Annotated in this window: 19 protein-coding genes and 2 pseudogenes; 6 read left to right on the top strand and 15 right to left on the bottom strand. The window is 70.5% G+C overall.

The features are described 5' to 3' along the window. From Phou_RS04740 to Phou_RS04760, 5 genes are all read right to left on the bottom strand, one after another. Positions 1-639: an NHL repeat-containing protein gene (locus Phou_RS04740; RefSeq protein WP_173053874.1), complete on the bottom strand. Its 639-nt coding sequence runs from the start codon at positions 637-639 to the stop codon at positions 1-3. Between the two features lie 3 nt (positions 640-642). Next, the gene (locus Phou_RS04745; RefSeq protein WP_246273726.1) at positions 643-1,497 is read right to left on the bottom strand and encodes a class I SAM-dependent methyltransferase; all 855 of its coding nucleotides are present in this window, start codon (positions 1,495-1,497) and stop codon (positions 643-645) included. Positions 1,498-1,647: 150 nt separating this feature from the next. Next, positions 1,648-2,847 carry a DUF6004 family protein gene (locus tag Phou_RS04750; protein WP_246273232.1) on the bottom strand — a complete coding sequence of 400 codons (1,200 nt, stop codon included), beginning with the start codon at positions 2,845-2,847 and terminating at the stop codon, positions 1,648-1,650. A gap of 163 nt (positions 2,848-3,010) precedes the next feature. Next, positions 3,011-4,444: a dTDP-4-amino-4,6-dideoxy-D-glucose ammonia-lyase gene (gene desII, locus Phou_RS04755; RefSeq protein ID WP_173053880.1), complete on the bottom strand. Its 1,434-nt coding sequence runs from the start codon at positions 4,442-4,444 to the stop codon at positions 3,011-3,013. Positions 4,445-4,589: 145 nt separating this feature from the next. Next, on the bottom strand, positions 4,590-5,786 hold the full coding sequence (locus Phou_RS04760; RefSeq protein ID WP_173053882.1) for a DegT/DnrJ/EryC1/StrS family aminotransferase: 1,197 nt from the start codon (positions 5,784-5,786) through the stop codon (positions 4,590-4,592). A 141-nt stretch (positions 5,787-5,927) separates the two neighbouring features. Here Phou_RS04760 and Phou_RS04765 point away from each other — a divergent pair, with 141 nt between their 5' ends. Next, positions 5,928-8,453 (top strand): ATP-dependent Clp protease ATP-binding subunit, encoded by a 2,526-nt coding sequence (locus tag Phou_RS04765; protein ID WP_173053884.1) that lies wholly within the window; start codon positions 5,928-5,930, stop codon positions 8,451-8,453. On the opposite strand, the gene add is transcribed toward Phou_RS04765, so the two are convergent. Next, complete coding sequence (gene add / locus Phou_RS04770) at positions 8,444-9,460, bottom strand: adenosine deaminase (protein WP_246273234.1); 1,017 nt, start codon at positions 9,458-9,460, stop codon at positions 8,444-8,446. The two genes, Phou_RS04765 and add, sit on opposite strands and share 10 nt — an antisense overlap. 8 nt (positions 9,461-9,468) lie before the next feature. Beyond that, positions 9,469-9,786, bottom strand: a pseudogene (locus Phou_RS04775) (helix-turn-helix domain-containing protein); the annotation flags it as partial. 124 nt (positions 9,787-9,910) lie between these two features. Here Phou_RS04775 and Phou_RS04780 point away from each other — a divergent pair. The 3 genes and pseudogenes from Phou_RS04780 (at position 9,911) to Phou_RS50915 (ending at position 13,086) form a co-directional block, all read left to right on the top strand. Beyond that, positions 9,911-10,906, top strand: a complete 996-nt coding sequence (locus Phou_RS04780; RefSeq protein ID WP_246273242.1) for an aldo/keto reductase — start codon at positions 9,911-9,913, stop codon at positions 10,904-10,906. After that, positions 10,903-11,678: pseudogene (locus tag Phou_RS54920) on the top strand (class I SAM-dependent methyltransferase). The gene Phou_RS04780 and the pseudogene Phou_RS54920 overlap by 4 nt, the downstream one beginning before the upstream one ends. Before the next feature lie 16 nt (positions 11,679-11,694). Continuing rightward, positions 11,695-13,086, top strand: coding sequence for an NDP-hexose 2,3-dehydratase family protein (locus Phou_RS50915; RefSeq protein ID WP_173053888.1), 1,392 nt, complete (start codon positions 11,695-11,697; stop codon positions 13,084-13,086). Between the two features lie 423 nt (positions 13,087-13,509). Here Phou_RS50915 and Phou_RS04795 read toward each other — a convergent pair whose 3' ends face one another. The 5 genes from Phou_RS04795 to Phou_RS04815 are packed head-to-tail and all read right to left on the bottom strand — an operon-like array spanning position 13,510 to position 16,775. Next, positions 13,510-13,656 carry a hypothetical protein gene (locus tag Phou_RS04795; RefSeq protein WP_173053890.1) on the bottom strand — a complete coding sequence of 49 codons (147 nt, stop codon included), beginning with the start codon at positions 13,654-13,656 and terminating at the stop codon, positions 13,510-13,512. Between the two features lie 30 nt (positions 13,657-13,686). Beyond that, on the bottom strand, positions 13,687-15,189 hold the full coding sequence (locus tag Phou_RS04800) for a B12-binding domain-containing radical SAM protein (RefSeq protein ID WP_173053892.1): 1,503 nt from the start codon (positions 15,187-15,189) through the stop codon (positions 13,687-13,689). A gap of 42 nt (positions 15,190-15,231) precedes the next feature. Next, entirely contained in the window at positions 15,232-15,813 is a 582-nt protein-coding gene (locus Phou_RS04805) for a carboxylesterase family protein (protein ID WP_173053894.1), read from the bottom strand. Next, entirely contained in the window at positions 15,813-16,301 is a 489-nt protein-coding gene (locus Phou_RS04810) for an EF-hand domain-containing protein (RefSeq protein ID WP_173053896.1), read from the bottom strand. Before Phou_RS04810 ends, Phou_RS04805 begins: the two co-directional genes overlap by 1 nt. Positions 16,302-16,304: 3 nt before the next feature. After that, the gene (locus tag Phou_RS04815) at positions 16,305-16,775 is read right to left on the bottom strand and encodes an SRPBCC family protein (protein WP_173053898.1); all 471 of its coding nucleotides are present in this window, start codon (positions 16,773-16,775) and stop codon (positions 16,305-16,307) included. Positions 16,776-16,892: 117 nt separating this feature from the next. Between Phou_RS04815 and Phou_RS04820 the strand changes: the two genes are divergently transcribed. Then, positions 16,893-18,041 carry a nucleotide disphospho-sugar-binding domain-containing protein gene (locus Phou_RS04820; RefSeq protein ID WP_173053900.1) on the top strand — a complete coding sequence of 383 codons (1,149 nt, stop codon included), beginning with the start codon at positions 16,893-16,895 and terminating at the stop codon, positions 18,039-18,041. Between the two features lie 93 nt (positions 18,042-18,134). On the opposite strand, the gene Phou_RS04825 is transcribed toward Phou_RS04820, so the two are convergent. Genes Phou_RS04825 through Phou_RS04835 form a run of 3 tightly spaced genes read right to left on the bottom strand, consistent with a single transcriptional unit; the run spans position 18,135 to position 21,869 of the window. Further along, positions 18,135-19,835 (bottom strand): ABC transporter substrate-binding protein, encoded by a 1,701-nt coding sequence (locus Phou_RS04825; RefSeq protein WP_173053902.1) that lies wholly within the window; start codon positions 19,833-19,835, stop codon positions 18,135-18,137. Between the two features lie 15 nt (positions 19,836-19,850). Further along, positions 19,851-21,107, bottom strand: a complete 1,257-nt coding sequence (locus Phou_RS04830; protein ID WP_173053904.1) for an aminotransferase class V-fold PLP-dependent enzyme — start codon at positions 21,105-21,107, stop codon at positions 19,851-19,853. 9 nt (positions 21,108-21,116) lie between these two features. Continuing rightward, positions 21,117-21,869: a hypothetical protein gene (locus Phou_RS04835; RefSeq protein ID WP_246273243.1), complete on the bottom strand. Its 753-nt coding sequence runs from the start codon at positions 21,867-21,869 to the stop codon at positions 21,117-21,119. A gap of 132 nt (positions 21,870-22,001) precedes the next feature. On the opposite strand from Phou_RS04835, the gene Phou_RS04840 reads away from it, so the two are divergent. Then, on the top strand, positions 22,002-22,889 hold the full coding sequence (locus Phou_RS04840) for a class I SAM-dependent methyltransferase (RefSeq protein WP_246273244.1): 888 nt from the start codon (positions 22,002-22,004) through the stop codon (positions 22,887-22,889). Positions 22,890-22,901: the final 12 nt, after the last annotated feature.

The raw sequence follows: 22,901 nt of genomic DNA on the forward strand, positions 1-22,901 counted from the left end.
TCAACCCTTCGTTATGCCCGGTACCTCGATCGCTCTGAGCTGGAGTGTCGTGAAGTCGCAGTACCAGATCCGGCGCCCGTCCCAGGTGACGCCGGTGGGGTTGCCGGCCACCGAGTACGAGGCCACGTCGCGCCGCGCGTCGAGGTCGAGGATGTTGACCGTGCCGGCGTGGTGGTCGGCGTAGACGACGTAGCTGTCCGAGACCGTGAGGCCGGCGATGGGGTGCCGCACCCGGTACGTCTCCAGCAGCTCGAACGTCCGCTTGTCACGCAGGTCGACGATGCGCAGGTCCTCGTACCCCATCCAGATCCCGTGTCCGGTGGCCTCCAGGCCGCAGAGCAGGTTGCCCGGCCGGGGGTTGGGCAGCTCGGCCATCACCTGCCCGTCCTCGGGGTCGATGACCCGCAGCGCGCGCTCCTTGCCGACAACCTGGACGAGGTTTCCATCCACAGTGGTCAGATCGGTGCGCACGCCGGTGCAGGACACCCGGTGCTCCACCTTCCCGGTGTACGGGTCGAGCGCCATGATCTGGTTGGACACGGCCTCGGAGAACCAGAGGAACTGGCCGGTCCAGGTGAGCCCGCACAGCTTCAACGCGCGGACCGGGATGTCACGCACGGAGCCTGCCGAGAAGTGCATTGCCTACCTCCCCTGGCGGTTGATGCCGCAGTCGAGCCGCCACTGCGTGGCCAGGCGCGCCTGCCCGCGCGCCGGCGGCCGGATCTGCATGCGGACCTCGTCGCCGGCCTCCACAGTGGTGTGTCGCAGCGGCCAGACCCACACCGCCCAGTTGCATCCCGGGTACGACGGGAAGTTGGCGAGCGTCTCGTCGCCGAGGTCGGCGCTGAAGTAGCCGAGGATGGCGTCCAGCCGCCCGGACCGGGTCACCGGGACGCGCGCGAGCCGCGGCGGGTCGGCCGGCGGGCCGCCGAGCCTGCTGTCCACCACCGCCACGGGGTCGGCGAGCAGCGCCGGCTCCCGCTGGAAAAAGTGCATGTGTGCCTCGGCGAGCGCGTCCTCGGCGACGGCGTCCAGCCGGTACCCGAAGAAGTCGTCCTGCCACAGGCCCCAGCCCTCGTTGTCGAACTGGACCGGCACCAGCCAGGTGCGCAGCCGGCTCGGCACCACCCGGCCCTCGGGCCGCAGGTTGCGCCGGGCGACCGCGCCGACCACCTCGGACATCGCCTCCTCCGGGCCGAGGTTGCCCATCAGCTCGGCGACGAGGACGTCCGCGCGCTCCGGCAGCCGCACCGCGCGGGCGTCGCCCTGGATCAGCGTGACCCGGCCGGTGAGGTCGTTGGCCTTGACCACGCGCTCGGCCACCTCGGCCATCTGCGGGTCGGCCTCGATCGCGTACACGTGGCCGGCGCCGTGCCGGAGGGCGAGCAGCGACAGGGCGAGCGTGCCCGCGCCCACGTCGATGACCACGTCGTCCGGCTTGACCGCCTGCTCCAAGGCGCGGTCGTACGCCCTTAGCCGGGGTCGGTCGCCGAGCATCACTTGGTGCATGAGAAGAAGGCGTTGATCCACGTGGCGTCCCCCAGTTACGGGCATCCCTCCCGGACGCGAGGACCGGGAGGGATGCCGTCACGAGCGCGGCACTACTGGAAATTCCAGTAAACCTGCTGCTCCGAGTGCCGTCAAGCGTCAGACGGCGACGGTCGCGTGCTCGCCCACGAGGGCGTCGCGCATGACCAGGTTGACGCCCGTGATGCGGGCCTTGACCTCGTCGTTGGTGGTGACGAGGGCGGTGTCCCCGCCGTCGAGCTTGAGCTCGGTGCCGGTCGCGTCCATGTCGCTCAGCTTGCCGGCCACGTGGACGGCGTTCGTCGCGTACAGGGTGTGCGCCGGGGTGACGAGCTCGAACTCGGCGTCGATGTGCAGCTCGCTCGGGAACTTGACGCGGCTGATGCTGTCCTCGTTGCCCTCGCCCAGCGTGCCGCCGGAAACCCGCGGCCAGCTCGCGCGCAACATGACCCGGCCGCCCAGCTCGGCGCACTCGCCCACGACGGCCACGCGGGCCATCTGGGCCAGCACACCGGAGCCGCCGTCGTGCTTGTCCGGGCCGAACAGCAGGATCTCGGTGCCCGCGGCCTGCCGGTAGTCACCGGCCAGCTCGATGCGCGCCGTCTTGCCGTTGACCTCGACCTCAAGCTGGCCCTCGAGCGAGACCTGCATGATCATCGAGGGGTCCACCAGCATCGACATGCACGGACCCGCGCTGGGCGCGAAGAACATGCTCGGGGTGATGCCCACGGGCTCGTTCTCGTCGTTGGCCGGGTACCACGCCTCGGGCAGCGTCGTGCCCTTGACGACGTTCGGGGCCTGCGCGACGTCGAACGGACCGTCGCCGCGCGGCTTGCCGAGGTAGGGACCGGTCAGCGGCTTCTTGAACGGCGGCACCGCGTCGACCACGCCGTAGATGTCGATGACGTTGCGGTGCGCCAGCCGGAGCGTGCTCGACTCCAGGATGCCGAACCGGCGGATGTAGAACTCGGCCGGGAAGTTCTTGCCCGGCACGATCTGGCGGACGTGCCCGCTGTTGGGCAGGAACGGGTTCGACAGCACCTGGATGCGGTCGTTCAGCTCGTAGCTGAAGCCCTTGATGCCGACCTCGGGGGCACTGATGAGCTCGGTCGCAAACTCGGCGTACCCCTTCTCGTCGACCTTGTGCTCGAAGCCGGGCATCGGCCACTTGTTGAGCTGCACGAAGCCGGACAGGTTGATCGTCTCACGGCGGCCGTTGTAGTAGTCGTCACCGAAGACGACCGTGCTGGCGGCCAGGATGTGCGGGCGGATCGGCTTGGGCTCGAGGTTGAGCGACTCGTAGGTCTCCCTGATCGACAAGGCAGACACCTCCAACATGGGGTTGAGCGATGGACGAGGATCGCCGACGCCCCAGGCGTACGACGGTGGAGCGCGCCCCACGACCATACGCTATATATTTTTAAACTAAGTCGTCAACCGGCTGGGCCTTATATACGCTGCACCATTTGAAATGAATGGCCCGTCAGCGCAGCAGACCGCGGGCGACACCCCACCCCGCGGCCAGGTCGCTCTCCAGCTGCCGCAGCCGCGCGGTGACCACCTGGTCGAAGCCGTCCAGGAACAGCTCGTCGCCCGGCTCGGCCTCGATCCGCCGCCCCGAGGCGACGAACTCCTCGATGACCTGGCCCAGCCCGACGGCCGGCGAAACCCGCCCGGCGACGTACCGGTCGGTCCGGGCCAGCCCGGGGAAGGCCGCCTCGCGGTACAAAAACACGTTGCCTAGCGGGTCGACCTGGAGAGCCACCTGCGGGTGCGCGCCGGGCCGCAGCTCGGCGTGCCCGAGCCGGGGCAGCACCGCTGGCGTCCCCTCGCGCAGGGCGTGCAGCGCGTACCCGTAGTCGACGCGCAGGCCGGGCGCGCGCTCGCGGACCCGCCGCTCGAACGCGCCCAGCGCCACGCGCAGCTCCTCGCGGTCCTCGGTGGACAGTCCGCCGGCGCCGGGACGCCCGCTGTACTCCTCGCGCAGGTTGAGGAAGGCCACCGGCCGCTCCGGGCAGGCCTCGTTCAGCTCCGCGACGAGGTCCACGAGCCGGGTGATCCGGTGCACCTGCTCCGGCAGGATCACGTAGTTGAAGCCGAGCGCCGGCCCGTGCCCGCGCCGCCGGACCGCCCGCTGGTACTCGAGCAGGTTCGCCCGCACCCGGGTGAAGGCGCCGGCCCGGCCGGTCGTGCCGGTGTACTCCCCCTCGTCGGTGCCGTAGAGGGAGACCCGCAGCGCGCCGAGGTCCCACAGCCCCGGCTGGCGCCGCAGCGTGCCCGGTGTCAGCGCGAACGCGTTGGTGTAGCAGGTGACGTTGAAGCCGCGGGCGGCCGCGCGGCGCACCAGCTCGCCCGTGCCGGGGTTGGTCAGCGGCTCCAGCCCGCCGGAGATGTGCAGCCGCTCCGGGTCGTCGGTGGGCAGCTCGTCGATGATCGCGGCGAACGTGTCGTTGCCGGACGCGATGGCCGGCGTCTCGTACCGCACGCCGGTCAGCCGGCCGCAGAAGCCGCACCGCAGCATGCAGGTCGGCCCCGGGTAGAACCCGATCATCTGCGGGTACCGGGGCAGGCCGCGCAGGACCGCGTCGAGGCTGCCGGACTGCTCCAGCGGCAGCACGGTCTTGGCCCAGTACTTCTGCGTCGGTCCGGTGAGCACCGCCTCCCGCAGCTGCGGCACCTCGTGGAACGCGCGCAGCAGAGCGGCAAGGCGCGTACGGTCCACGCCAAGCCGGCGGCGCGCCTCCTCCAGCGTGAGGAAGGGCTCCGCGACGTACATTCCGGTGAGCCTCACCAGCTCGGTCGCGGTGCGGGCCGGGTCGTCGGGCAGGTCCGGCTCGTAGGGCGGGCGGACCGGCCGGCGCCGCAGCGCGGCGAGCACCCGGTCCCGGAGGTCACGACTCTGGACGTCGGTGGTCACGTGCGAATCTCCCTTCGGTTCGTCCGCCCCCGGGGGCTGGCGGGATCCGGGTCCGAGGAGCGCAGCGACGAGGCCGGATGGCGCCGGCCCCGGGCGCGCCCAGCGAGCGAAGCGAGCGCAACAAGCACAGCCCCGCCGCACCGGTTCACCCCGCCAGGTACGCCTCCGCGCGGTTGGCGAGGGTCGGCGCGTGCGCGACGGCGAACCGGATGAGGTCGCAGATCCGGCGCACGTCCTCAAGGGAGACCGACGGCCCGGTGGGGAGCGCGAGGACCCGCGCGGCGAGGGCGTCGGCGTGCGGCAGCGACACCGCGGCCCGGTCCCGGTACGGCGGCAGCCGGTGGCAGCCGGGCGAGAAGTACTTCTGGACGATCACGTTTTCGGCGGTGAGCACCTCGGCGAGCGTGTCGCGGCCCAGCCCGGCGCCCGGGTCGACGGCCACGACCTCGTAGTGGTAGTTGTTGCGCTGCCGCTCGTCGAAGCGGAGCAGCCGGACGCCGTCGACGCCGGCCAGCTCCCGCGCGTACCGCCGGTGGTTGGCGAGGTTGTGCGCGGCCGACGCGTCGTACGCCTCCAGCGAGGTCAGCCCCATCGCGGCCGCCGCCTCGCTCATCTTCGCGTTGGTGCCGGGGCCGAGCACATCGCGGGACCCGTTCATCCCGAAGTTGCACATGGCCCGGAGCCGCTCGGCCAGGTCGGCGTCGTCGGTCACCACGCAGCCGCCCTCGAACGCGTTCACCACCTTGGTGGCGTGGAAGCTGAACACCTCCGCGGCGCCGAACCCGCCGACCGGACGGCCCCGGTACGACGCCCCGAACGCCTGCGCGGCGTCGAAGACGAGCGTGAGCCCGTGCCGGTCGGCCAGCGCCTCCAGCTCCTCCGCCGCGCACGGCCGGCCCCACAGGTGCACGGCCAGGATCGCTGTCGTGCGCGGCGTGATGGCGGCCGCGACGGTGGCGGCGTCCGCGTTGCCCGTGCGCGGGTCGACGTCGCAGAAGACCGGTCGCAGGCCCAGCCACTGCAGCGCGTGCGGTGTGGCCACGAACGTCAGCGCCGGAACGACCACGTCGCCCCGCATGCCGGTGGCCCGCGCGAGCAGCTGCAGCGCGGCCGTGCCGTTGCAGGTCGCGACGCAGTACCGCACACCCGCGCGCTCGGCCACCCGCCGCTCGAACTCGCGCACCAGCGGGCCGCCGTTGGTGAGCCAGTTGCGGTCCAGCACACCCTGGAGCCGTGCGAACAGCCGCGCGGTGTCGCCGACGTTCGGCCGGCCGACGAACAGCGGCTCGGCGAACTCCGGTGTCCCGCCCAGAACGGCGAGATCGGCGGCCTGAAGCTTCACGCGCGTGGCCTTCCCCAAACGGGCGAGCGCCGGGCCGACCAGCCCGGCTTGCCGTTAGCTTCTAAAACATATAGCGTACGCCTATCCGGGGTCAACGACGCCGAGTACGCCAGCCGGCCTGCACCGAGTGGGGTGGTCGACATGTTCGAGCGGTTCACCGACCGAGCGCGACGGGTTGTCGTCCTGGCTCAGGAAGAAGCCCGGATGCTCAACCACAACTACATCGGTACGGAGCACATCCTGCTGGGTTTGATCCATGAGGGTGAAGGCGTCGCGGCGAAGGCTTTGGAGAGTCTGGGTATTTCGTTGGAGGGCGTCCGCCAGCAGGTGGAGGAGATCATCGGGCAGGGTCAGCAGGCGCCGAGCGGGCATATTCCGTTCACGCCGCGGGCCAAGAAGGTGTTGGAGCTGTCGCTGCGTGAGGCGTTGCAGCTTGGTCACAACTACATCGGTACTGAGCACATCCTGCTGGGGTTGATCCGGGAGGGTGAGGGTGTCGCGGCTCAGGTGCTGGTGAAGTTGGGTGCTGATTTGAACCGGGTGCGGCAGCAGGTGATCCAGTTGCTGTCCGGCTACCAGGGCAAGGAGCCCGCTGCGGCGGGTGCTGCCGCCGGTGAGGCCGCCCCGTCGACGAGTTTGGTGTTGGACCAGTTTGGTCGGAACCTGACCCAGGCTGCCCGGGAGGGCAAGCTGGACCCGGTGATCGGGCGGGAGAAGGAGATCGAGCGGGTCATGCAGGTGCTGTCCCGCCGGACGAAGAACAACCCGGTCCTGATCGGTGAGCCCGGTGTGGGTAAGACCGCCGTGGTGGAGGGGCTGTCTCAGCGGATCGTCAAGGGTGAGGTCCCGGAGACGTTGAAGGACAAGCAGCTGTACACCCTGGATTTGGGTGCGTTGGTGGCGGGGTCCCGGTACCGCGGTGACTTCGAGGAGCGGTTGAAGAAGGTCCTCAAGGAGATCCGCACCCGCGGCGACATCATCTTGTTCATCGACGAGATCCACACCCTGGTGGGTGCGGGTGCGGCGGAGGGTGCGATCGACGCCGCCTCGATTTTGAAGCCGATGCTGGCCCGGGGTGAGTTGCAGACGATCGGCGCGACCACGCTGGATGAGTACCGTAAGCATTTGGAGAAGGACGCGGCGTTGGAGCGGCGGTTCCAGCCGATCCAGGTCGGTGAGCCCTCGTTGGCGCACACGATCGAGATTTTGAAGGGGTTGCGGGACCGGTACGAGGCCCATCACCGGGTGTCGATCACCGACGCCGCGCTGGTCGCCGCGGCCACCCTCGCCGACCGCTACATTTCGGATCGGTATCTGCCGGACAAGGCGATCGACTTGATCGATGAGGCGGGTGCGCGGATGCGGATCCGTCGGATGACCGCGCCGCCGGACCTGCGGGACTTCGATGAGCGGATCGCTCAGGTGCGCAGGGACAAGGAGTCCGCGATCGACGCGCAGGACTTCGAGCGGGCGGCGCAGCTGCGGGACAAGGAGAAGCAGCTGCTGGGTCAGAAGGCGCAGCGGGAGAAGGAGTGGAAGGCCGGCGACCTCGACGTGGTCTCCGAGGTTGATGACGAGCAGATCGCTGAGGTGTTGGCGAACTGGACCGGTATTCCGGTGTACAAGCTGACCGAGGAGGAGACCTCGCGGCTGCTGCGGATGGAAGACGAGCTGCACAAGCGGGTCGTCGGGCAGGAAGACGCGGTCAAGGCGGTGTCCAAGGCGATCCGCCGCACGAGGGCCGGGTTGAAGGACCCGAAGCGGCCTTCTGGTTCGTTCATCTTCGCCGGGCCGTCGGGTGTGGGTAAGACCGAGTTGTCCAAAGCCCTGGCCGAGTTCCTGTTCGGGTCCGAGGACGCGTTGATTCAGCTGGACATGTCGGAGTTCCACGACCGGTACACGGTGTCCCGGCTGGTCGGTGCCCCACCCGGGTACGTCGGCTACGACGAGGGTGGTCAGCTGACCGAGAAGGTCCGCCGGCGGCCGTTCTCGGTGGTGCTGTTCGACGAGATCGAAAAGGCCCACCCGGACGTGTTCAACACGCTGCTGCAGATCCTGGAGGACGGGCGGCTGACCGATGGTCAGGGCCGGATCGTCGACTTCAAGAACACGGTGATCATCCTGACCACCAACCTCGGCACCCGCGACGTCGCCAAAGCCGTCAGCTTGGGGTTCCAGGCTTCGGAGGACTCCGAGTCGAACTACGAGCGGATGAAGCAGAAGGTCAACGACGAGCTCAAGCAGCACTTCCGGCCCGAGTTCCTGAACCGGATCGACGACACGATCGTGTTCCACCAGCTGCAAGAAGACGAAATCCTGGAGATCGTGGACATCATGATCGCCCGGATCGAAACCCAGCTGCGGAACAAGGACATGTCCATGGAGCTGACCGACAACGCCAAAAAGTATTTGGCGAAGAAGGGCTTCGACCCCGTCCTGGGCGCCCGCCCACTACGCCGCACCATCCAACGCGACATCGAAGACAACCTCTCCGAGCGGATCCTGTTCAACGAACTCAAACCCGGCCAGATCGTCGTCGTCGACTGCGAAGGCGACCCGGAGGACGTGTTCCGGTCGACGCTGCTCTTCCGCAGCGCCGCCAAGCCGGAGCCCGCTCCCGCGCACGTGCCCGCCGACCTGCTGGCCCGCGGTACCGATCAGGAGTAGCCGTAGGCGGCCGCGCCCAGTGCTTCAAGGCGTCGCCGGGTCACCTCGTCGCAGAGGGCCCCGGCGACGCCCGCTTCGTAGGCGGCCGAGGGCGGGACGCCCAGCCGCTCCGCGACCGTCCACTCGCGACCCAGGTCGGTGTCGAACATCGCCGGGTCGTCGGTACCGACCGAGCAGCGGACACCGGCCGCGTGCAGCGCCGGCAGCGGGTGGTCGTCGAGCGTCTCCACGACCCGGGTGCGCAGGTTGGAGGTCGGGCAGACGTCGAGCACGATCCCCCGGTCCACGATCTCCTTCAGCAGGCCGGGATCGTCGACCACGCGCAGGCCGTGCCGCACCCGCGCCGGGTCGAAGCCGAGCACCTCCCGCACCGAGTCGCTGCCGCCGGCCTCCCCCGCGTGCGGCACCAGCGCCAGCCCACCCTCGCGGGCGATGGCGAACGCGCGCGCGTACCGCGACGCCGGCGCCGCCAGCTCCGGACCGCCGATGCCGAACCCGACCACCCCGCGGTCGCGGTAGCGGACGACCTGCCGGGCACACTCCTGCGCCAGCTCGGGATCCAGCTCGCGGTCGATGTCCGGGGTCAGGCGCACCACGACACCGTGCTCCTGCTCGGCCGCCGCGGCGCCGTCCGCGTACCCCTCGAGGATCTCCGCCCAGCCGACGCCGCGCATCACCCGCTCCGCCGGCGAGAAGATCCCCTCCAGGTACACGGCGCCGTGCCCCGCCGCCTCCGCCGCGTAGTCCACCACGACCTGCCGGAAGTCGTCCGCGGTGCGCAGGCAGTTCGTGGTCATGCTCCACACGCGGATGAAGTTGGCGAAGTCGGTGAACTCGTAGAGCCTGCGCAGCTCGTCCACCGTGTCCACCGGCAGGCGCTGCCCGTTGCGCCGGGCGATCGCCAGGAGCGTGTCCGGGCGGACCGTCCCTTCCAGATGCACATGAAGCTCGATCTTCGGCGCCGGACTGCCGGCCGCCCTCGTCGTCACGCCGTCCCGCTCGAGCACGCCTGCTCACGATACGCGCTCGGCGACAGCCCGACCCTCAGCTTGAACCGCGAGCTGAACGTGCCCACGCTCGCGTACCCGACCCGCTGGCTGATCTCGGCCACGCTCAGGTCGGTGGCGAGCAGCAGGCGCTGGGCCTCCTGGATCCGCAGCGCGGCCAGAAACCGGCCCGGCGTCACGCCCGTCGTCTGCCGGAAGAGCCGGATGAAGTGGTACTTGCTGAACACCGCCGTGCGGGCCATGTCGTCGGCCGTGAACGAGTCGCCCAGGTTGTCGTGCATCGCTTCGACCACGCGCCGGACAGCATCTTCGGCAACGGTCCCCATGTGTCGCCCCCCAGCCACGGAAGCTTTTAAAAAGGCTAGCATTGAGATCGCTTGCTCCACCATAGCCAGCCTTCGAGCCAAGTGGTCTTTACCTTAGCTTCAGAACCACATAGCATTTTGTATCGTGACCAACCCTCTCCACACGGCCCTCGGCCGCACCGGCCTGCAGGTGAGCAGGCTGGGCCTGGGCACGGTCAACTTCGGTGGCCGGGTCGAGGAACCGGAGGCCCGCCTGCTGCTCGACGCGGCGGTGGACCGGGGGATCAACCTGGTCGACACGGCCAACATCTACGGCTGGCGGGTCCACAAGGGATACACCGAGGAGCTGCTCGGGCGCTGGCTGTCCAGCCGCCCCCGGCGCCGCGACGACCTCGTGCTGGCGACCAAGGTGGGCTGGCCGATGACCGACCGGGTCAACGACCGCGGCCTCTCCGCCCGCAACATCATCGCGGCCTGCGAGGCCTCCCTGCGCCGGCTCCGGACCGACTGGATCGACCTGTACCAGATGCACGAGGTCGACCGCGCGGTCGGCTGGGTGGAGATCTGGGAGGCGATGGAGACGCTGATCCGCCAGGGCAAGGTGCGGTACGTCGGGTCGTCCAACTTCGCCGGCTGGGACATCGCCTCCGCGCAGGAGGTCGCGGAGCGGCGCGGGCTGCTCGGCCTCGCCGCCGAGCAGTGCTGCTACAACCTGGTCACCCGGCACACGGAGCTGGAGGTGATCCCGGCGGCCGCGGCCCGCGGGCTCGGCGTGCTGGCGTGGTCGCCCCTGCACGGCGGGCTGCTCGGCGGGGTGCTGCGCAAGCTGGGGGAAGGCACGGCGGTCAAGTCCGCGCAGGGCCGCGCGGTGCCGGCGCTGGAGCGCGACCGGGCCACGATCGCCGAGTTCGAGCGCTACTGCGCCAAGGTCGAACGGGATCCCGCGGAGGTCGCCATGGCCTGGGTGCTCGCCCAGCCGCACGTCACCGGCATCATCACCGGCCCGCGCACACCGTCCCATCTGGACGCCGCGTTCGCGGCGCTCGAACGCGGGCTCTCCGGCGAGGAGCTGGCCCAGCTCGACGAGCTGTTCCCGCCGATCGGCAACGGTGGACCGGCACCGCAGGCGTGGATGTCATGACCAGCAACAGCTACCGCGACCCGAGCCACCTTCCGCACGAGTCCTCCCGCGAGCGGGACGTCCGGGAGCGGCTGAGCCACCTGCTCGGCACGACGCCGATCCGCTCCGAGTACCTGATCGACAACCTCGCGCTCTACATGCGCCGGCACCAGCTCACCGACCTGCTCTCGATGGACGAGCTGTACCGGATGATCCTCGACGTCCCCGGCGTGATCATGGAGTTCGGCGTGCTGCACGGCCGCCACCTGGCCACGCTGACCGCGCTGCGCGGCATGTACGAGCACTACGACACGGCACGCCGCATCATCGGCTTCGACACGTTCAACGGCTTTCCCGACATCGCCGACGTCGACGAGGTCAGCCCCAGCGCGGTCGTCGGCCGGTTCGCGACGCCGCCCGGATACCCCGAGCACCTGCGCGAGGTGCTGGCGGCGCACGAGGCCGGCGAGGCCAGCGGCCACGTGCGGCGCACGTTCGCGATCGAGGGTGACGTGCGGGAGACACTTCCCAAGTACCTGGCCGACCACCCGGAGACGGTGATCGCCCTCGCATACTTCGACCTCGACCTGTACGAGCCGACCCGGCACGCGCTCGAGGCGATCCAGCCGTACCTGACCCGCGGCAGCGTCATCGCCTTCGACGAGATCGGCTACCCCCGGTGGCCCGGCGAGACGGTCGCGGTGCGGGAAACCATGGGCCTGGCCGGGTCGGCCCTGCGCAAGCTCGCGACTCCGCGCGACCCCCGGTCGTGTACCTGCGCTGGGGTCTCTGACGAAAGGCAGCGTGTCATGACCAACGTAGAGGCGCGCCCCCGCCCCGGTACGGCGCCGGCGACCCCCACCGACCTGCCCGAGCGGCTCGCCGCCTCGGCCGCACAGGCACCGCGCTCCGCGGCCGAGATCGCCGGCTGGCTCGACGAGCGGCGCCGCGGCAACCCGTCCACTGTGGAGCGGGTACCGTTCGCGGACCTGACCGGCTGGGAGTTCGCCGCCGGCAGCGGCGACCTCGTGCACAGCACCGGCCGCTTCTTCAGCGTGCACGGCCTGCGGGTGCGTACCGACTACGGCCACCGCCCAGAGTGGGAGCAGCCCATCATCGACCAGCGGGACGTCGCGATCCTCGGCATCGTCGCCCGCGAGATCGACGGTGTGCTGCACTTCCTGATGCAGGCGAAGATGGAGCCGGGCAACGTCAACACCGTCCAGCTCTCCCCCACCGTGCAGGCCACGTCGAGCAACTACCTGCGCGCGCACAAGGGCGCCGCGTCGCGGTACGTCGAGTACTTCATCGACCGCACCCGCGGCCGCGCGCTCGTCGACGTGCTCCAGTCGGAGCAGGGCTCCTGGTTCGTCGGCAAGCGCAACCGCAACGTCGTGGTCGAGGCCCTCGGCCCGGTCGAGCCGCACGACGACTTCATCTGGCTCACGCTGGGCGAGATCTTCGCGCTGCTGCGGGAGCCGCACCTGGTCAACATGGACGCCCGTACCGTGCTGTCCTGCCTGCCGATCCCCACACCCGGGGGCGCGAGCAGCACGTCGTGGCGGACCATGCCCGAGGTGCGCAGCTGGCTCACCGAGCGCAAGGCCAACTACGCGCTCGCCGCGGACTACGCGCCGCTGGCGTCGGTGTCCGGCTGGCGGCGCACGGCCGACGAGATCGTGCACGACGAGGAGCGTTACTTCCGGGTCATCGGCGTACGCGTGTCGGCCTCCAACCGCGAGGTGCCCGGCTGGTGCCAGCCGCTGCTGGCACCGTGCAGCACGGGCCTCGCCGCGTTCGTCATGCGCCGCATCGGCGGTACCCCGCACGTCCTGGCCCGCGCCGACCTGCGCCCCGGCTACCGCGACGTGGTCGAGGTGGGCCCCACGGTGCAGTGCACGCCGGACAACTACACCGGCCGCCCCGCCGACGAGTGGCCCGCCTACCTCGACCTGGTCCTGTCCCGCCGGGTACGCCCCATCTTCGACGTGGTGCAGTCCGAGGAGGGCGGCCGCTTCCATCACGCCCTCACCCGGCACCTGATCGTCGAGGTCGGCGGCGGCTTCCCGCTGGGCACCCCGCCGGACTTCGCGTGGCTCACCCTCGACCAGCTCGGCGAGCTCACCCGCCACAGCTACCAGCTCGACATGGAGGCGCGCAGCCTGCTGCTCTGCCTGCGCGGCCTGGCCACCTACCGCTAGCGACCCTTCGGGGTCGGGGGCGGGGTGGGTGGGACCTCCGCGGCCTTCAGTAAATCCAACCCAAACGAGACGCGAGCTACCGCGACGCCCGCGGTGGTCCGGACCGTCGCTCCCGCGGCCTCACCCTCCGCGGTCGCCCCGCTCCACCCAGGAGCCCACTCCGGCAGATCTTGGCAAGTTAGCGTCGAAATGGCGGGGCTAACTCACCAAGATCTCGAAGCTCACACCGACCCAACAGATCGACAGTCACAGACCGCGACGACGGTGCCGAACCGCGGCGGCCCCAGACAGGTGGATCTTGCATCTTGCCTTGTCAATGCCATACCCCGTAACCGGCCAACGCGGCGCGGACACACCGTGAGCTGGGAAGACGCCGGAAGCTGTCCGACGGCGCAGGGCGAGGCCCGCAACCGCGAAAGGTCGCTAGCGGATGCGGCCGCGGAAGAGGTCCATGCTCAGGGCGGCGAGCACGATGGTCATCAGCGGCAACGTCAGCAGGTGTCCCACGACGATGACGTTGGTGATCTCGCTCATCGACGGGATGGTGGCGTAGATGATGTCCTGTCGCATGGCGGCTCCCGGCCGGCTCCAGCGCGGGCGTCAGGAGGCGACCGCGGCCCACTTCTTCTTGGCGTTCTTCCAGGTGGAGGAGTTGATTTCGCTCCAGGCGCGACTGCGCATCTCCTCGAGGACGTCCGGGGGCACGAGGGTGCCGCTCATGTTCGCGTTGTAGATGTTCATCGTGTCCGGGTCGAAGTCCTCGCTGATGTGACCGCCGGCGACCGCCTGGTCGAAGAGCGGGGAGCCGGGCAGCGGCACGACGAGGAAGAAGTTCGCGGCGTCCAGGCCGTACGACACGTGCTCGCGGGCGAGGTCCAGCGTGCGTTCGATCTCCTCGAGCGTCTCGTCCGGGTACCCCATCATGTAGTTGCCGTAGATCTTGAAGCCGTACTCCTTCATCGCGATGATCAGGCCCTTGATGTCCGCCATCTCGATGTTGAGCTTGTTGCTCGCGTACTTGCGCATGATGCGCAGGTTGCCCGTCTCGAACGGCATGTTGATCTGGGTGAAACCGGCGTTCGCCAGCGCCTCGAGGACCTCGTGGTCCGGCTTCCACTTCTTCAGCAGGTGGATGATGTTGATGCCGTTGAGGTCGCAGATGGTCACGCCGGCGCCCTGGATCTTGCGCAGCAGCCGCAGTCCCCGCCGCTTGTCGCCCAGCAGCGAGTCGTCCTCGATGAACACGTCGGTCACGCCGAGGCCCTTGAGCGTGTCGATCTCGGCCAGCACCCGGTCGTCGGACTTGACGCGGAACTTGCCGATCGGGCCGCTCAGGCTGCCCTCCTGCTCGCCCGCGATGTGGCAGTACGCGCAGTGGAAGGGGCAGCCGAGCGAGGTCATCATCTGCGCGTACCGCAGCTCGACGCCGGGCTCGAACATGCCCGAGTGCGGCCGGGCGATCTTCCAGTACCGCGCGTTGGGCATCAGGTCCCAGGCGGGCATCGGCAGCTTGTCCAGGTCCCAGACGACGTCCTGCGCGCGGGCGGGGTTGGCCAGGATCCGGCCCTCGCCGGGCAGCGCGACCCCGTGTATCCCGCTGAAGTCGGGGTTCGGCGAGCGCCGGGCCGCGTCGACGATCTCGACGATCGCCTGCTCGCCCTCGGAAAGGGCGATCGCGTCGAACCCGGCCGCGAAGAAGCGCGGCATGCGCGACCGCGCGTTCACGCCGCCGGTGATGAGGAGCTTCTCGGGGTACGCCGCGCGGATCAGCCGCGCGCAGTGCAGGACCATCGTCTCCTGGTCCGTGAAGATCGAGGTGATGCCGACGATGTCGTAGTCGGCGGCGACCTCGAGGATGCGCTCGTCGCTCACGCCGGTGCGCAGGAAGCCGCTGGGCAGTGGCACGGGCTTCGCGAACATCTCCTCCAGCGGGTCGCCGTCGCTGCCCACGCACGCGTCGAAGATCCGCACGTCGACGCCGTGCTCGCGCAGGGCGCCGGCGAGGTTGGGGTAGGCGAGCGACCCGTTCGGCTTGCACACCGCCCCCGGGGCGGTCTGGGCCGGCGGGTACAGGAGCAGCACGCGTACATCACGAAGACCCATGCCCACAAGACTATCTAATTTTCAAGCTATGGCAAGGGCGTCCTAGCGCAGCACATGACCGCTGCGGCCGTACGGCGGCCACTGTGGAATCCCCGCGTGCGAGGGGTCTCCGGTGTGGACGAACGCCGCGACCGTCCGGAGCACCCCGCCGGCCAGTGCGCCCGCCGCGGCGCCGTCGATGCCGGCGAGCATCGGCGCTTCCGCGAAGGCGGGCAGCGAGTCGAAAGCGTAGGCGGATTCGGCCGCGTCGCCCAGGAAGTTGTCGCAGATCCGCACGGCTCCGGCGTGGTCGGCGGCGCGGACCCGCTCGTCCACGGGTGCCCACGCGGCGGCCTCGTGCCGCGTGTACCCGAGCATCCGGCTCGCGACCGCACCGCTCGCGGCGGCGACCGGGTCTCGGACCGACGACGCTCGACAGGCGGCCGGCGGCTGTGGCGCGCCCGGCCCTCGGGTCGTCGCGTCCCGCACGCCGGACCACGGCGGCGGCTCCCGCGGCGCGGCGAAGCGCAGCGGTCCCACCGGCGCCGCGGCGTACGGGACGGCGAAGAACGCGGTGGTCGTGCCGGCCCGCCGGCCACGCACCGCGCCGCCCGCCGTGCGCACCACGACGTCCGAAGTGGACATCAATCTCCGGTGCGGCGGTAGAAGTCCTCGATGTACTTCGTGAACGGCTCGCGGTCGAGGTAACCGTCGCCGTTTTCGTCCAGGCGCTGAAACGCCTCCAGGCTCGCGACCTGCGGATAGTCCGAGACCGACTGGGTGGTCATCCAGACCTGCAGCGAGACCCGGCCCTCGCCGTCGGCGCCCATGTCGAAGACGGACACGGCCCACGGCATCGCGACCCGCTCCACGAAGTCCCAGTCGTCGTGCGCGGCCACCCAGTCGTCGAGGCTCACCACCTTGTCGCCGGCCTCGTCGATCCGGCCCGGAAGGTGCTGCCAAAGGCGGTTGGAGTGCGTGGTGATCGCGTACCACTGTGGACAGCCGGGAGCCACGTGCAGTGCCACGCACCAGCGCTGGTTGAGAAGGTCCAGATCGGACTGCCGGATCAGGCCGTCACCGTTGTGGTCGTACCGCTTGAAAAGCCCTTCGTACTCGGCCCTCGTGGCCATGGGTCACCCTCCAAACCGGTTGCCGATGCGCTCCGCCACCACTGGCAGCAGGCGCCGCTCCAGCAGGTCGCGCCAGGCCGACTCGTGGCCGGCTCTCGTCTCGTCGTCGGGAAAGCCGCTGTGGGTGAGGCGCTGCGCGCTGCCGTCGCCGTCCGGCCACAGCTCGACCCGGAGCACGGTCTCGTGCCCGCGGGTGCCGGCCTCGTTGACCCAGGTCAGCACCAGCAGCCGGTCGCGCTCGACGCCGAGGAAGCGCCCGTAGTGCGGATGGCGCCGTCCATCGTGGAACGTCTCGAAGAAGTACGGCGCGTTGACCTCGGGGGTCAGCACCATCGCGCCCGGCTCGGCGAACCAGCGGTCGAAGCCCGCCGTCCAGGCGTGGAAGAGCACCGGCGGCGGTGCGGGGAACGTGCGCTCGACGACCAGCTCGTGCGGCCGGGCCGACAGGTCCGGCGGGCAGATCGGCTCAGTCAAGGCGGCGCCTCCAGGTATATGAGCACTTGCAATTGATATAGTAATGTAGATCCTGCTCGCACGGAACACCGGCCGGGCCCGAGAGCGCCGGCCACGGTCTGCCGAGAGGATCCCGCGATGCGCGTGCTGCTGACCTCCGTCCCCGCAGTCGGACACTTCTTCCCCCTCGTCCCGCTGGCGCACGCGTTCCGCGCCGCCGGGCACGAGGTGCTCGTGGCGCTCGCCGAGCACCCCGAGTGGGCCGCCAGCGCCGGCCTGCCGGTCGTCGACCCCGCACCGGGCTACGAGGCGGTGGCCCTCGCGATGGGGACCCTCGAAGCGGACCCGGCATTCCGCGACGAGTGGTTCAAGCCGATCGGACCGGACCGCGACATCTCCCCGCGGGCGAAGATGTTCGCCGGCTTCAACGGCCCGCTCGTCGCCGGCACGCTGGAGCTCGCCGAGCAGTGGAAGCCGCACCTGGTGGTGCACGAGCAGACCACGAGCGTCGGCGCGATGGTGGCGGCGAAGCTCGGCGTGCCGGCCGTGCAGCGCAACATCGGGCCGGTCGTCACCAACAACACCCACCGGCTCACCGCCGAGCTGCTGGCCGATCTCAACGAGAAGTACGACATCCCGCCGGTGCCGGCGACCGCGGAGATCGTCGAGCTGCTGCCGCCGAGCATGCTGACCGCGCCGGCCGAGGGCATCTTCATGGGCGGCGCGCCGTACAACGGCGGTGGCCTGCTCGGCCACAGCCTGCCGCGCCGCTCGGAGCGGCCGCAGGTCGTGCTCTCGATGGGCGGCGGCTTCTCGGCGCGGTTCTTCGGCCTCGGCGCGATGCACCCGCTGCTCGCCTCCGCCGCCGAGGTCGACGCGGACTTCGTGCTGGCGCTCGGCAGCGCCGACATCAGCAGCCTCGGCACGCTCCCGCCGAACGTGCGGCCCAGCGGCTGGATCCCCTTCGGCGAGCTGTTCCGCACCTGCACGGCCGTCGTGCACCACGGCGGCGGCAGCACCGCTCTCGCCGCGATCGACGCGGGCATCCCCCAGCTCGTCGCGCTCGACCCGATGGACGTGGGTTCCGGCCCGCTGGCCGCGTCGGTGCAGGAGCGCGGGGTGGGCCTGGTGGCCGCGCCCGACGACGTGACCCCGGCTGTGCTGGAGCGCCTGATCGGCGACGACACCCTCCGCACGGCCACTGCCGAGGTCCGCATGGAGATCGCCGCCCTCCCCTCGCCCTCCCAGGTCGCCACCCGCCTCGCCGACCTGGCCGCGCGCATCTGAGCGCACACCCCCTAGGCGTTGATCAGGGACTTGGTGGAGCGAAACGCCGTACGGCACGCCCACCAAGTCCCTGATCAACGGCATCAACGGGGTTCAGTCGGGTCCGTCCAGCCAGATGTTGGCGGCGTCCAGCCAGCGGTCGATCTGGGGCATGGGCATCGCGTTGCGGACGCGGGGGCTGGTCATGTGGGGGATCGTGGGCTCGCAGGCCAGGATGGGCACGATGGCCACGTCTTCCAGGACCTGGCGGTCGACCTGGTGCCACAGCTCCTCGGCGCGCGCGGGGTCGGGCTCAGCTAGGGCCTCCGAGATCAGCCGGTCGACCACCGGGTTGCGGTAGTCGCCGTAGTTGGCGGTACCGGCCGCGAAGTTGGACTGGAACATCGGCTGCACGTACGCGCGGCCGTTGTTGCCGAACCAGTCCGGCGTCCACGCCGCCGCGGTGATGTCCCACTCCCCCGCCTCGGCCCTGGCCGGGTTCTGCAGCAGCCGGTAGTACTCGTCGGCCGAGCCGGCGAACACGAGCTCGACCGTGATCCCGACCGCCTCCAGGTCCTCCGCGTACGACTTGGCGATCGAGTCGTGCGGCGCGTCCTCGCGGTACAGGGCCTTCAGGGTGAGGCCGCCGGCGTACCCCGCCTCCGCGAGCAGCTCCCGGGCGCGGCGCGGGTCGCCCCGGTCGCCGAGCGTGGGGTACCGGTCGTACTCGCGGTGCCCCACGTTCCCGTACGGGATCGCGGTGTGCGCGGTGACCGTCACGGTGCCCACGTTCATCTCGTCGAGGAAGCGCACCATCGCGGCCTTGTCCACGGCGTACGCGATGGCCCGCCGCACGTTCAGGTCGCGCACCGCGCCGCCCTGGTTCGGGCTGCGCATGTTGAACACGAGGTACGGGTTGAGCGCGTACCCGAGGTGCCGGTCGGCGTCGAGCACCCGCCGGTCCGGGCTGATCACCGGCGCGCCCCAGGAAAGGTCGGCCGCGCCGCTGGCGATCTCCTGGCGCACCGCCTCGTCGCTGGCCCGGGCCATGCGCACCTCGATACGCTCCACGTACTGGTGGCGGACCGGGTCGGTCTCCTGCCGCCAGGCCGGGTTGCGCTCCATCGTGAGCGAGCGCGCCGCCTCGTAGCCGGTCAGCCGGTACGGGCCGAGCGAGCGCAGGTTTCGGATCAGCTCGGGGCTGTCCGGCACGTACGCGTCGTACTCCACCGGCGCCGGCGACGCGAACATCATCGCCAGGATGTTCAGCATGTCGTTGGCCGGCCGGACCAGGTCGATCACGAGCACGTCGTCGCCCTCGGCGGTGAGCCCGGAAATCTCGTGCCGGTTCTGGTAGTCGGCCAGCTCCTCGGCCGTCGCGGACCTGCCGTCGAAGGCGCGGCGGTACCCCTCGGCGAACTCCGCCATGCCGCGGATCGTGCTCGTGTAGTACGTGATCGCGCCGGCGCCGGCGATCGGGTTGCACATCCGCTTGAAGCCGCGCACGAAGTCCGCCGCCGTCACCGGACGCGGCGGGTCCGTGTCCCACAGCACACCCGGGCGCAGCCGGATCCGGTAGCGCCGGCCGTCCGGGCTGAGGCCGCCGCCCGCGACCGTCGGCACCTCGGCGGCGACGTCCGGCACCGGTACCAGGGCCGACTCGTCCAATGTGGTCCGATAGCTGAACAGCTGCCGGGTGAACAGCCGGGTGATCTGGTGCGAGAACGCGTAGTACGCGCACGCCGGGTCCACGTGGTCCATGCCACCGGGGCCGTAGTAGCGCAGGGTGCCGCCGTACCGCGGGTCCGTACCCATCGTCGTCGCCTCCGGTCAGAGGAATCGCTCGGTCGGGTGCTCGTGCGTCCAGAAGCCGGGCTCCACGGTACGCAGCGCGTCCCGCACCTGCCGCATCTCGGCCTCGGTGTTGTAGACGGCGAAGGACATCCGCACGGTGCCCACCAGACCGAGCTCGTCGACGAACGTGTTGGCGCACTGCACGCCGCTGCGCACCGCGATGCCGAACTTGTCCAGGTGACCGCCGACGTCGTACGGGTGGATGCCCGGCATGGTGATCGAGACGATGCCGGCCGGGTCGCCCGCGGGGTCGCCGAGTACCTGTACCGCGGGCAGCTCGGTGAGCAGCTCGACCGCGGTGCGCACGAGCGCGTCGTTGTGCGCCTGGACGTTCTGCCAGCCGAGCTTCTCGACGTATTCGAGGGCGGCGGCGAGGCCCACCGCGGCGGCCACGTTCGGCGTGCCGGCTTCGAGGCGGGCGGGCACCGGCACGTACTTCACCGGCGCGGTGTGCGTCACGCCCTTCACGGTGCCGCCGCCGACCTGGTACGGCTCCAGCTCGCTGAGCAGCTCGCGGCGGCCGTAGAGCACGCCGATGCCCATCGGGCCGTACACCTTGTGGCCGGAGAAGACGTAGAAGTCGGCGCCGACGTCGCGCAGGTCGACCTGCCAGTGCGGCACGGCCTGCGCACCGTCCACCACGACCGGTACGCCGTGCCGGTGTGACTCGGCGACCAGCTCGCGGATCGGGTTCACGGTGCCGAGGACGTTGGAGACGTGGGTGAGGGCGACGAGTCGCACCCGCTCGTCCAGCGCGGCCGCCAGCCGCGCCGGGGAGATCCGGCCGGTCGCGTCCCCGGAGACCACGACGAGCTCGGCGCCGGTCGTCTCGCAGAGCCGCCGCCAGGGCAGGAGGTTGGAGTTGTGCTCCATCCCGCTGACCACGACCCGGTCCCCCTCGTGCACCACCGAGCGGCCGAACGTGTCGGCGACGAGGTTGAGGGCGGCGGTGGTGCCGGGCGTGAAGACGATCTCGTCCGCGTGCTCGGCGTTGAGCGCACGCTGCACGACCCCGCGGCTGTGCTCGTACGCGTCCGTCGCGGCGAAGCTCAGCCGGTAGTACCCGCGGCCGATGTTGCTGTTGGTCGTCTCGTAGTAGTCCCGCATCGCGTCCAGCACCGCGACCGGCTTCTGCGTGGTCGCCGCGTTGTCCAGGTACACCAGCGGCCTGCCGTCGATCCGGCGGCGCAGGATGGGGAAGTCGTCGCGGATCGAATCGTCCAGTGTGGACATCGTGGTCCCCTATCCGTCGGTCGGGGCCGGCCCGGTGGCGACCCCGGCGAACATGCCTTTGAACTGATCGAGGAAGAACCGCGGGAACTCGAAGACCTTCTGCTCCGGGTACCGCCGGTCGCCGTCCGTCAGGTGCGGGCCGAAGTAGTACCAGCAGATCTGCGCCACCTGCTCGGTGAACAGCACCGGGTGCACGTCCTCGGAGTACATCTCCATGTGGCAGAAGGTGGCGCGGAACTCGCCGCGGGCGGAGAAGGAGTTGCCGTACATGACGTGGCCGAAGATGTCGTGCACCGCCCGGAAGAGGTCGTTGTGCGCCAGCTCGACGCCGTCCACAGTGACGCCCGAGGGCTGCCGCAGCGGGTGGAAGCCGGGCGTCGGCGTCGACCCGTGGCCCTCGCTGGTCAGGTACACGTAGAGGGTGCCGGTCGCGCGGACCGACGCGCACAGCTCGGCCGAGCTGGCGTACGGCTGGCCGGGCCGCAGCCAGGGCGCCACCCGCAGCCCCGCGTCGACGATCGCGTGAAACTGCCGCACGGTCTCCCACTTGAACCGGTCGTAGAGCTGGCTCAGCCGGGCGTCGTACGCCAGCGCCGGCCCCCGGTCGTACCACGCCGCGACGCGGCGGCAGTACCCCTCGTCCCAGCGTGGCACCGCGCCCGCCATCGGTCCCGCGGTGCGCCGGCCAGGGAACCACCGGTCGAGGTAAGCCTGCGCGAGCCGGGTCAGCACGATGTCCGGCGCCGCCTTCCCCGCATCCATGTCCGCTCCAGACCGCTACAGGTTTGCTATATATCTTTCTAGCAACTCAAGCCGCTCACGTCCATCGGAGACTCGTCCGCTTCACTTCGATATAGTTATGCCGATTGCCAGGATTCGAGCGAGGGGGCCGCCGTGGTACAGCCGACGATCGATCCGGTCCGGATCAAGCAGCAGCAGCGGGTGACCTGGGACGCGGTCAGCGTCGGGTGGGAGGCGTCCACGGACCTCTTCGAGCGGTACGCCGCGCAGGTCACCCGGCACCTGCTGGCCGCCGGCGGTGTCGGGCCGGGCCAAGCGGTGCTGGACGTCGGCACGGGGCTCGGCGAGCCGGCGCTGAGCGCGGCCCGCCTGGTCGGCCCGCGCGGCCGGGTGCTCGGCATAGACCTCGCGCCCGCGATGGTCGAGGCGGCCCGCCGGCGCGCGGCCGGGATGCCCAATGTGGAGTACGCGGTGGCCGACGTCGAGGACGGCGACCGGCTGCCCGCCGGCCCGTTCGACGTCGCGCTCAGCCGCTGGGGCCTGATGTTCGCGGTCGACCACGTGGCCGCGTTCCGCGCGATCGCCCGGCTGCTCGTGCCCGGCGGCGTCCTCGCGGCGGCCGTGTGGGGCCCGCCACCGGCCGCGCCGATCGTGGCCTTCAGCTTCGCCGCGGTGAGCCAGCGCCTCCAGCTGCCGCCACCGCCGCCCGGCCTGCCGGGCCCGTTCAGCATGGCCGACCCGGCGCAGCTGGCGGCGGAGGTGCGCGCGGCCGGCTTCGTCGACGTGACGGTCGAGGAGGTCATGGTCCCGTTCCGCTTCGCGTCCGTGGCGGAGTACACCGGCTTCAGCCGCGCGATCACCCCGCCCGGCCTGCTCGACACGATCCGCGAGCGCACCGGCGACGCCGGCGACCCGGCCACCTGGCGCGCGGTCGGCGAGGCGGCCCGCGAGCGGTTCGCCGACGGCGACGGCCTGCTGCTCCGGTCGACCGCGCTCTGCCTGCGCGCCACCACCCCGCGCGCGGCCTCACCCGCCGCCTGAGCACATTCCGGA

The organism is Phytohabitans houttuyneae (assembly GCF_011764425.1).
Classification (GTDB): domain Bacteria; phylum Actinomycetota; class Actinomycetes; order Mycobacteriales; family Micromonosporaceae; genus Phytohabitans; species Phytohabitans houttuyneae.